Consider the following 9,330-nt stretch of genomic DNA (forward strand, 5'->3'; position numbering starts at 1 on the left):
TGCTTTTTTTGTTTGGTGCTTATTTGTATTTTGTGATTGGGAGCAAATGAGTTTTATTTTGTTTTTTGTAGGGAGTCGTTAGTCAATTCTATTCCCTATATTTGTTGTGATCAAAAGCATCAATATAATGAGGAGGTACCTTAAATACACTAAAAACTTCTATTTCATCTTTACTGTCCTGTTTGTGATTTGGATGGTTTTTATTGATACTAATGATATTATTAGCCAGTTTACTCTTCGTTCTAAACTTTCTAAGCTAGAGGACCAGAAGTCATTTTATTTGGAGCGAAAAGCGAAAATTAAAGCTGAAAGAGAAGAATTACTCAGTAATTATGAACTTTTGGAAAAGTTTGCTCGTGAAAGATACTTAATGAAGAAAAAAACTGAAGATCTTTATGTTATTGTTGAAGAATAATATTGCTGGTATCGTAATTTTTATAGCTTTTGGCTTATGTCTAATTTCTCAAGACGTTTTTGCTCAAAGAGAGTTTTATGAGGAAGATGAAGAAAAGGTACCGCTAAGTGAACGCTTGTATTTTGGAGGGAATTTTGGTCTACAATTCGGTTCTATTACTTATGTGGATGTATCGCCATTAGTAGGGGTGATGATCACGGACCGTTATTCTGCCGGTGTAGGGATTACTTACCAATACTTGAAGTATCGTGATTTTTCTGAATCTTCCAATGTATATGGGGGCAGGATTTTTAACCGCTATAATGTATTACCTAATGTGTTTGCTCAGGCGGAGTTTGAGAGCTTGAATGTAGAGGCTTTTAGGAAAAATTTAAATGGAGACATAGTAAGTAGTAGGGAGTGGGAGCCAGGTTTATTTTTAGGGGGAGGTTATTTTATTCCTTTTGGCAGAAGAGGAGGTATGAACTTCACATTATTATATAATGTCCTTTATGATAACCAAAATTTGCTCTACAATGAACCTTATGTAATCAGAGCGGGTTTTGTACTTTAACAGACATATCATATTAATAAATGGATTTCCAAAGATCTTTCATAGATAAAATATACCAATCACATTCTCATTGTCCTGAATGCCCTTCACCCAGAATCGTACAGGAGTTTTTTGAAGGTTTATTAGGAGTGCTTTTTCCAGAGTATGCTGTACAAATTCTACAGGATACTCAAGAAGTGGAAGATAAGCTTCAGTATTATTCTATACAGCTTCAAGGGATTTTAGGAAGGAATAAAAAACTGATTAATAAAGATAGTGACATTGTAGCCAAAGACTTCTTTGCTGGCTTAGAAAGCGTGTTTGAGGCTGTGCATGAGGATATTGTGGCTATGTATGAGGGTGATCCTGCTGCAAAATCCAAAACTGAAGTTATTCGGAGTTATCCTGGCTTTTACGCCATAGCGGCTTATCGAATTGCTCACCTTTTACATCAGCAGGGAGTAGTCTTAATTCCTAGGATGATTACGGAATTTGCCCATAGTAAAACTGGAATTGAAATTCATCCTGGGGCTAAGATTGGAAAACATTTTTGTATTGACCACGGAACGGGGGTTGTGATCGGCGAGACTACAATTATTGGTGACAATGTGAAAATCTATCAGGGGGTTACTTTGGGTGCATTGAGTGTTAATAAAGAAGATGCAGATATTAAGCGTCATCCAACTATTGAGGATAATGTAGTTATCTATGCTGGAGCAAGCATATTGGGAGGTAAAACAGTGATAGGAGCGGATAGTGTGATCGGGGGTAATGTATGGTTAACGAAGAGTGTTCCAGCAAAAAGTAAAATTTATTACAAAACCAAGATGTATGATGCCAGTGCTGAAACCACTGATATGTTCATCTTTAAAAATGATGCTTAAATGAAATTGTTTGAGTTGATTGGGAATACTCCATTAGTGGAGCTTCAACATATACCTACCAATCCCAATGTTAAGATATATTGTAAACTTGAAGGACAAAATCCTGGAGGTAGTGTTAAGGACCGCGCGGCCTACAGCATGATTAGAAATGCACTGGAGAGGGGCGATATTAAGAAAGGTGATAAATTAGTAGAAGCCACCAGTGGTAATACGGGGATCGCTCTGGCCATGATAGCCAAAGTACTTGGTGTGGAAATGACTTTGATCATGCCGGATAATTCTACGCGTGAAAGGGTCGTTTCCATGGAAGCTTATGGAGCCAAAGTAATATTGACGCCTGCAGCCAAGACCATTGAATATTCAAGAACCCTAGCTGAAGAGATGGCCGAAAAAGAGGGGTATTATATTCTTAACCAGTTTGCCAATCCGGATAATTATAGGGCACATTATGAAGGGACCGGGCCTGAGATTTTTAAGGATACCAATGGTGAGATTACTCATTTTGTTTCTGCAATGGGGACAACGGGTACCATTATGGGGGTCTCCAGGTATTTGAAGGAGCAAAATGCAGCTATTCAAATTGTGGGTACTCAGCCAACGGATGGGTCTAGCATTCCGGGGATTAGAAGATGGTCACCGGAGTTCCTGCCAAAGATATATGAATCTAGCAGAGTGGATCAAATCATCGATGTGAGTCAATCAGATGCTACAGAAATGACACGAAGAATGGCGAGAGAAGAGGGTGTCTTGGCAGGGATGAGCAGTGGCGGTGCTTTGCATGCGGCCATAAAACTATCAGAAACATTAGACTCAGGTGTGATTGTATGTATTACGTGTGATCGGGGGGATAGGTATTTGAGTTCGGATTTATTTGGTTGATTAACCTATTAATAATTTCATATCAAACCGAAATATCAAGATGATATTTCGGTTTTTTTATGAGAAAATTTCCCGTTTTTGAAGAACGATTCTAAGCCAGAGACCGTTTGAAAAGACGTTTGGATAAATAATATATGAAAGAAGAAAAAAAGCTTAAAGACACGTTATATTCAGCTCTTGATTTGGCTATCATAAGAGATGGGCACGATGCGCGAGATGCTTTTGATAGGAGCTTGGATTTGGCAAGGCAGCTTGAAAAACTAGGGTATGAGAGGTTTTGGTTAGCAGAGCACCATAATATGGCAAATGTCGGTAGTTCAGCTACTGCTGTTTTAATTGGGCATATCGCTGGAGGAACTCAGTCTATTCGAGTGGGATCCGGAGGTATTATGTTGCCCAATCATGCGCCCCTGATGGTAGCCGAGCAATTTGGAACTTTGGCAAGTCTTTACCCTAATAGAATCGATTTAGGTTTAGGTAGGGCGCCAGGAACTGATCAGACCACTGCAAGGGCCCTGAGAAGAGACAGGATGGAAACAGTAGAAGAGTTTCCGAATGATCTCGAAGAACTACAAGGCTATTTTTCTGATGAAAATATTGATGGTGCAGTTAGGGCAATACCTGGAGAAGGGTTAGATGTGCCTATTTATATATTAGGAAGTAGCATGAGCAGTGCAGTCTTAGCTGCAAAAAAAGGGCTGCCCTATGCTTTTGCGAGTCATTTTGCTCCTGCCCAATTTTTAAGCGCAATTCGTTATTATAAAGATAATTTTCAGCCATCTGAATATTTGAAAAAGCCATATATAGTTGCCTGCGTAAATATTATTGCAGCTGAAGAAGAAGAGGAGGCACAAAAGTTGGCTACTTCCTTTTATCAAATGGCTTTGGGAATAGTAAGGAGGAAATCATATCCTTTAAAAAGACCTGTTGGATCTATGGATGGAATGTGGTCTGAAGCTGAAGCTGCAGCAATACAGCAAATGCTAGCTTGTTCCTTTATTGGAACACCATCAAAAATTAAAGATGAATTGAATCAGTTCCAGCAAGTAGCTCAAGTAGATGAAATTATGATTTGTTCACATATCTATGATCATGCAGATCGGATAAAATCCTATGAACTGGCACAAAGCTGTTTCAGTTGAGGTAATTCTATTTTTGCTTTTGTGAGCTCATTTTAATATTGTAATTTCACCACTGATCAAACTTTAGGGGTGCCTAGATAGCTTGGCTGAGATAATACCCTTTGAACCTGAAACGGATAATTCCGGCGAAGGAAAAAGTTGCCTTGTCTTTTTATGCCTATTTGCTAGGACGGACTCCTAAAGTTTTTTAACCGATAATATATAGGAGTCAAAATACCATCATGATAAGTGAGAATTAACTTTTGCTAGTTTGAATACAGGCTCAAGTCTTGGCTACTACTTTAAGAAGATCCGTAAATGTGAATTATCAATTGATTATTCCAAGGTTAGTACGGTGACTTATAATGCAAAATACATTAAAGGAAATAGATATGGGTGATATCAAGATGTTGTACCCTTCAGTATTGACGATTGCGGGGTCAGATAGTGGAGGGGGGGCAGGTATACAAGCTGACCTTAAAACCTTTTCGGCACTTGGGTGCTTTGGGACAAGTGTAATTACGGCTACCACAGCCCAGAATACAAAAGGGGTCAGTAGCATACATGATATTCCAGTTGAGCATATACTGGACCAGCTTAGGGCTGTATTGACTGATATTTATCCAAAGGCCATTAAGATTGGGATGTTAAGTCGGCCTGAAGTAGTTTGTGCTATTGCCAGTGAATTAAGAAGTTATCCTACTATTCCCATAGTATTTGATCCAGTGATGGTGGCTACTAGCGGTGACCGGTTAATTAAACAAGAGACGGTCGATGTAATCAAGTCAGAATTATTTCCTTTATCTCATATTGTAACCCCCAATCTAGATGAAACAGCAGTGCTAGTGGGAAGAGAAGTTCAATGTGTTGATGCTATGCGAAAAGCAGGAAGGGAAATATTATCTATGGGGCCTGCTCATGTTTTGGTGAAAGGGGGACATTTGGAAGGAGAGCAAATAGTGGATTTTCTATTAGGCGGAAGTGATGTTAATAGGGAATTTGAAGGGCACAAGATAGACACAATGAATACCCATGGCACGGGTTGTACTTTGTCTTCTGCAATTGCTGCTTTTTTGGCCCGTGGATTAAGTATGCTTGAATCAGTAGCAATGGCAAGAAATTATGTCTTGTTGGCTATTGAGGCTGGAAGGGAAGTGAAAACCGGTACAGGGCATGGTCCATTAAATCATTTTTTTGAACCTCAAAAATTAATAAAATATGAAATGGTCTGAAAAAGCATGGATGGAGATTACTCCCTTATATGAGAAAATCCTTTCTATGCCATTTAACCAGGAATTGAAAGATGGTATTTTACCCAAAGAAGTATTTAAATTTTACATGGCGCAAGATGCTTATTATTTGGGTGAATTTGGAAAGGCATTAAGTACAATTAGCGGGAGAATGGAAAACTTGGATCAGGTCTTGGCCTTTTCGGAGTTTGCTGCTGGAGCAATTGCTGTTGAACGGGCATTGCATGAAAGTTACTTTAGGGAGCTTGGCTTGCCTGATGAGGTTGAGCCCTCTCCATCATGTCAATTGTATACCAATTATATCCGAAATAAAGCTGCCTTTTCAAATATAGAAGTTGCAGTGGCAGCTATACTGCCGTGTTTTTGGATTTATAAGGAGGTAGGAGATTATATATATTCCAAACAAGAAGGTGGGCAAAATCCTTATAAAAATTGGATAGATACTTATTCGGGGGAAGAGTTTTCAGCTGCTGTTTCAAAAGCAATTGAAATCACTGATGAATTGGCCAGTTGTGTAGGAGAAAAATCACAAGAAGAAATGTTAGTTGCTTTTAAAATGGCTACGAAGTTGGAATGGATGTTTTGGGACAGTGCCTATCAGTTAGAAAGTTGGCCTGTTTGAGAAAAGAAATAAAAGCACACCTGTATTGATTGGGGTGTGCTATATTAGTGGTAGGTGGTTTAAATAATATGGTTTAGTCTTCTAATTCATTGCCCTTTTTGTTGTATTTCTTGGTGAACTCTATCTTTTCAAGCCCAAAACTGATTTTATAAATTCTATCTCCAGATGTATCAGTGATTTCGTAAGCTTTATAGATGGGTAAAGATTTTGTTTTTTCCTTCGATAAGATCGTTTCCTTTACTGCCTTCGGGAGATCTTGCGGCTCAATTTCATTTTTGTTGTCCTGAAAGGGGCTTATGATTAGTGTTTTATTGGAAATTGAGTCTGCATCTGCTCCAACTAATGCAAAGGTGTTTAGAGCAAAAACTAATGCTAATTTTTTCATAAAGTCTACAATTGTTTTCGACAGTTCCTTTGGAGTGAAGTAATCTATTCACTCATAATTTGCATTATTTGTTTCAGTTATTGTGCCAAGTCAGCATGTGTCCTCTGATAGCTTTCATGACCAATTATGCGTAACTGATCTGTTGTTTATAGGAACAAATTGTGGATATAAATAAACAAAAAGTACATATAAGGTTGAATTCAATTGGAAGCAAATCGGAGGATTGTATTTGCGAATTCCCGTCATTGGGGTTTTGAATAATTATTTGAAACTTAATAATAATGGATTAAGTAGGATACGTTATATTTATCGGAAAGAAGAAACAGTATTTTTTAAATTTGATTAATTGATTAATAGCATGTCAAATAGTAAGTCCAAATCCAACGAAGGAAGAAGAAGGTTTATTAGAAATGCATCATTGGCTACATTCTCAGCAGCCTTAGGGGCAGAGATTGTCTTTGGTTGTAATATGCCTAAAGATTATGTTCCCGTGGCATTTAAAGAGGATGATCCTTATCAACTTTTTAATAAGCATAAGGACCTTATTGTGTTAAATAATAAACCTTGGAATTTGGAGTCCCAACCCCATATTTTGGATGATAGGGTAACACCAGAGGACAAGATGTTCATAAGAAATAATGGGGTGATTCCTAAAGATATAAATGTCCGTAATTGGAATTTAATTATAGATGGAGAGGCGGTGACTTCTCCAAAAACCTACAGCTTGTCAGAGTTGAAGAAGAAATTTAAGCATTATACCTATCAGTTGACTTTAGAATGTGGAGGGAATGGTCGAAGTGAATTTTATCCTCCAGCTAGTGGAAATCAATGGAAGACAGGTGCTGTTTCTTGTGCCAATTGGACAGGAGTTAGACTGAAAGATGTTTTGAATGATGTGGGGATAACTGATGAAGCGGTTTATATAGGCTATCATGCTGCAGATGTGCATTTGAGTGGGAATCCTGATAAAGAACCGATTTCTAGGGGAGTTCCTATTTCTAAGGCCATGCAAGAGGAAACATTGTTGGCATTTGCCATGAACGGGAAAGATATTCCTTTGGCGCATGGTTATCCGTTAAGGTTAGTCGCAGGTGGTTTTCCTGCTTCAGCATCAGGGAAATGGCTTGAGCGTATTTCGGTTAGAAATATAGTTCATGATGGGCCAAAGATGGCTGCACCATCCTATAGGGTGCCTTGCAAACCTGTAGCGCCAGGAGAAAAGGTAGCAGATGAAGATATGTGTATTATAGAATCCATGCCTGTCAAATCTTTGATTACTTATCCTAAAACTGGGGCAATGATTCGATCGGGAGAGTCATTGGAAGTTAGAGGCCATGCTTGGGCAGGGGAATTGGAAGTTAGTGAGATGGAAGTATCTATTGATTTTGGTGAGACTTGGCAGCAGTGTCAACTTGAGAAGCCGGTTAACAGATTGGCATGGCAGCATTTTAAATCTACTTTAAAGTTCCCTAAGGAAGGGTACTATGAGGTATGGGCAAAAGCTACAGATTCCAAAGGAGTGGCCCAGCCGATGGTGGTTCCCGGGTGGAATCCCAAAGGGTATTTGAATAATGCATGTCATAGGATAGCGGTAAAAGTTGGTTGAGATGAATAAAGAACTGATTAATTCTTTAAAAGGGCTTTTAGGTCTTTTGCTAGGACTATCAATATTTTTGGTTGTATTTATGGTAGGCCTTTTGGTTATCAATCAAAATCCTGAACTGTTGTTAAGTGAAGTGGAAGAAGAAAAACCAGTTTCTTTAGTTCAGGACGACTTGGTTAAGGATGGGGTTCATGTTGCAACAGGTTTGGTGGCCAAGGAAGGGTATGAATTAGTTGTAGCTAATTGTACCAATTGTCATGCAGCAGATTTGGTGATTCAGAATAGGGGGGATAAAGAGCATTGGGTGTCGTTAATAAATTGGATGCAAGAGACGCAAGGGTTATGGGATTTGGGTGACAATGAAGAGAAAATCGTAGCTTACCTTTCAGAAAATTATGCTCCCATTCAAAAAGGCCGAAGAGCAAACCTGACAGATATCGAATGGTATGAGTTGAAAGATTGATCGGTGATCTTTTTTAAGTGTATGTTAGGTTCATAAGAGGAGCTTTTAGGGTGGGTTTGAATATTTGTTTAAATAAAATTTAAAAAAGTTAAACAAAAATAAGTTAGCATAGTTATTCAGTTGTAATCAATAATCAATTAAATACAACTGAACCATGAAACTCACTAAGAAAAGATTTCCGATTATTCTGGCAGTAACTTTCTGCTGGTTGTTTTTGACAGCATGTAACGACGATGATGATCCAACACCAATGGAGGAAGATGATATTGTAGATATCGTAGTTGGTAGCCCAAATTTTACCACTTTAGAAGCTGCTGTAATTGAAGCAGGATTAGTTACTACTTTGCAAGGAGACGGTCCCTTCACAGTTTTTGCTCCAACCGATGCTGCTTTTTCTGATTTTTTAGGCGATAATGGATTGACTGCCGAGGCATTGTTAGCTAGTCCTGATTTGGGAGATGTTCTCACTTATCATGTTTTATCTGATGAGGTTTTGGCCTCAGAAGTAAGTGCAGGAGAGGTGTCCACAGTAAATGGAGAAAGCTTTTACATCAGTCAGGATCCAGATGGTAATCTATGGATAAATGGTAGCGCAAGAATAACTGATACAGATGTGATGGCTTCAAATGGCGTTATTCATGTTTTGGATTATGTTATTGTTCCTCCTTCCCAATCTATAGCTGAAATAGCCGTTGGATATACAAGCGCTTCTAGTCCTGAGTTTACACAACTGGTAGGTGCTTTACAAAGAGCCAATTTGGTGGATGCTGTAAGTGGAGATGATGGAGATTTGACCGTGTTTGCACCAACGGATGCTGCTTTTCAGGCTTTGTATGATACCAATCCTGAATGGACTGATTATAACGATATTCCACTCGAGACGCTTACGGCTGTGTTAACAGCTCATGTGGTGCCGGCGCGTGCATTCTCCCAGGATTTAAGAGATGGAGCGTCACTTCCAACCTTAAATGAAGGAGCCATGCTTTCGGTAGATCTTGGAGCATTAACCGTTGGAGGGGCTTCATTGAATACTGGTTTACTTAATATCCATGCAACAAATGGCGTAATACATGTTATAGATAATGTGATATTACCATAGATGGTGTATTTTTTTGTATTTGGTTTTGAAACTGCTGGTGTAATGCCAGCAGTTTTTGTTAAATTACAATTGATATT

General features: G+C 38.6%; 11 protein-coding genes and 1 riboswitch. Of the genes, 10 read left to right on the forward strand and 1 reads right to left on the reverse strand.

Features of this window, described 5'->3' with window-relative positions; genetic code table 11:
- Positions 1–127: 127 nt before the first annotated feature.
- The 7 genes from H7U17_RS02825 (at position 128) to tenA (ending at position 5,703) form a co-directional block, all read left to right on the forward strand.
- Positions 128–415 carry an FtsB family cell division protein gene (locus H7U17_RS02825; RefSeq protein ID WP_186754577.1) on the forward strand — a complete coding sequence of 96 codons (288 nt, stop codon included), beginning with the start codon at positions 128–130 and terminating at the stop codon, positions 413–415.
- Positions 396–968 (forward strand): hypothetical protein, encoded by a 573-nt coding sequence (locus tag H7U17_RS02830; RefSeq protein WP_186754579.1) that lies wholly within the window; start codon positions 396–398, stop codon positions 966–968. Before H7U17_RS02825 ends, H7U17_RS02830 begins: the two co-directional genes overlap by 20 nt.
- A 20-nt stretch (positions 969–988) precedes the next feature.
- On the forward strand, positions 989–1,831 hold the full coding sequence (epsC, locus tag H7U17_RS02835; RefSeq protein ID WP_186754581.1) for a serine O-acetyltransferase EpsC: 843 nt from the start codon (positions 989–991) through the stop codon (positions 1,829–1,831).
- Positions 1,832–2,710, forward strand: coding sequence for a cysteine synthase CysM (gene cysM, locus H7U17_RS02840; RefSeq protein ID WP_186754583.1), 879 nt, complete (start codon positions 1,832–1,834; stop codon positions 2,708–2,710). It abuts the gene before it with no gap.
- A 134-nt stretch (positions 2,711–2,844) separates the two neighbouring features.
- Positions 2,845–3,852 (forward strand): LLM class flavin-dependent oxidoreductase, encoded by a 1,008-nt coding sequence (locus tag H7U17_RS02845; RefSeq protein WP_186754585.1) that lies wholly within the window; start codon positions 2,845–2,847, stop codon positions 3,850–3,852.
- A 55-nt stretch (positions 3,853–3,907) separates the two neighbouring features.
- Positions 3,908–4,003, forward strand: a riboswitch (TPP riboswitch).
- A gap of 193 nt (positions 4,004–4,196) precedes the next feature.
- Positions 4,197–5,063: a bifunctional hydroxymethylpyrimidine kinase/phosphomethylpyrimidine kinase gene (gene thiD / locus H7U17_RS02850; RefSeq protein WP_230981237.1), complete on the forward strand. Its 867-nt coding sequence runs from the start codon at positions 4,197–4,199 to the stop codon at positions 5,061–5,063.
- Positions 5,050–5,703 carry a thiaminase II gene (gene tenA / locus H7U17_RS02855; protein WP_186754592.1) on the forward strand — a complete coding sequence of 218 codons (654 nt, stop codon included), beginning with the start codon at positions 5,050–5,052 and terminating at the stop codon, positions 5,701–5,703. The genes thiD and tenA overlap by 14 nt, the downstream gene beginning before the upstream one ends.
- Before the next feature lie 73 nt (positions 5,704–5,776).
- Here the strand turns inward: tenA and H7U17_RS02860 are convergent, their stop codons facing one another.
- Positions 5,777–6,088 carry a hypothetical protein gene (locus H7U17_RS02860; protein WP_186754594.1) on the reverse strand — a complete coding sequence of 104 codons (312 nt, stop codon included), beginning with the start codon at positions 6,086–6,088 and terminating at the stop codon, positions 5,777–5,779.
- A gap of 358 nt (positions 6,089–6,446) precedes the next feature.
- Here H7U17_RS02860 and H7U17_RS02865 point away from each other — a divergent pair, with 358 nt between their 5' ends.
- The 3 genes from H7U17_RS02865 (at position 6,447) to H7U17_RS02875 (ending at position 9,253) form a co-directional block, all read left to right on the forward strand.
- Complete coding sequence (locus H7U17_RS02865) at positions 6,447–7,694, forward strand: sulfite oxidase (protein ID WP_186754602.1); 1,248 nt, start codon at positions 6,447–6,449, stop codon at positions 7,692–7,694.
- Position 7,695: 1 nt separating this feature from the next.
- Positions 7,696–8,154: a hypothetical protein gene (locus tag H7U17_RS02870; RefSeq protein WP_186754604.1), complete on the forward strand. Its 459-nt coding sequence runs from the start codon at positions 7,696–7,698 to the stop codon at positions 8,152–8,154.
- 154 nt (positions 8,155–8,308) lie between these two features.
- Positions 8,309–9,253: a fasciclin domain-containing protein gene (locus tag H7U17_RS02875; RefSeq protein WP_186754606.1), complete on the forward strand. Its 945-nt coding sequence runs from the start codon at positions 8,309–8,311 to the stop codon at positions 9,251–9,253.
- The last annotated feature ends 77 nt before the right edge of the window (positions 9,254–9,330 follow it).

Origin of the sequence: Echinicola salinicaeni (assembly GCF_014280965.1) — a bacterium.
GTDB classification, from domain to species: Bacteria; Bacteroidota; Bacteroidia; order Cytophagales; family Cyclobacteriaceae; genus Echinicola; species Echinicola salinicaeni.

Coding starts and splice junctions, on each gene's coding strand:
- H7U17_RS02825 (WP_186754577.1), top strand. CDS start 128: ATGAGGAGGTACCTTAAATACACTAAAAACTTCTATTTCATCTTTACT.
- H7U17_RS02830 (WP_186754579.1), top strand. CDS start 396: ATGTTATTGTTGAAGAATAATATTGCTGGTATCGTAATTTTTATAGCT.
- epsC (WP_186754581.1), top strand. CDS start 989: ATGGATTTCCAAAGATCTTTCATAGATAAAATATACCAATCACATTCT.
- cysM (WP_186754583.1), top strand. CDS start 1,832: ATGAAATTGTTTGAGTTGATTGGGAATACTCCATTAGTGGAGCTTCAA.
- H7U17_RS02845 (WP_186754585.1), top strand. CDS start 2,845: ATGAAAGAAGAAAAAAAGCTTAAAGACACGTTATATTCAGCTCTTGAT.
- thiD (WP_230981237.1), top strand. CDS start 4,197: ATGCAAAATACATTAAAGGAAATAGATATGGGTGATATCAAGATGTTG.
- tenA (WP_186754592.1), top strand. CDS start 5,050: ATGAAATGGTCTGAAAAAGCATGGATGGAGATTACTCCCTTATATGAG.
- H7U17_RS02860 (WP_186754594.1), bottom strand. CDS start 6,088: ATGAAAAAATTAGCATTAGTTTTTGCTCTAAACACCTTTGCATTAGTT.
- H7U17_RS02865 (WP_186754602.1), top strand. CDS start 6,447: ATGTCAAATAGTAAGTCCAAATCCAACGAAGGAAGAAGAAGGTTTATT.
- H7U17_RS02870 (WP_186754604.1), top strand. CDS start 7,696: ATGAATAAAGAACTGATTAATTCTTTAAAAGGGCTTTTAGGTCTTTTG.
- H7U17_RS02875 (WP_186754606.1), top strand. CDS start 8,309: ATGAAACTCACTAAGAAAAGATTTCCGATTATTCTGGCAGTAACTTTC.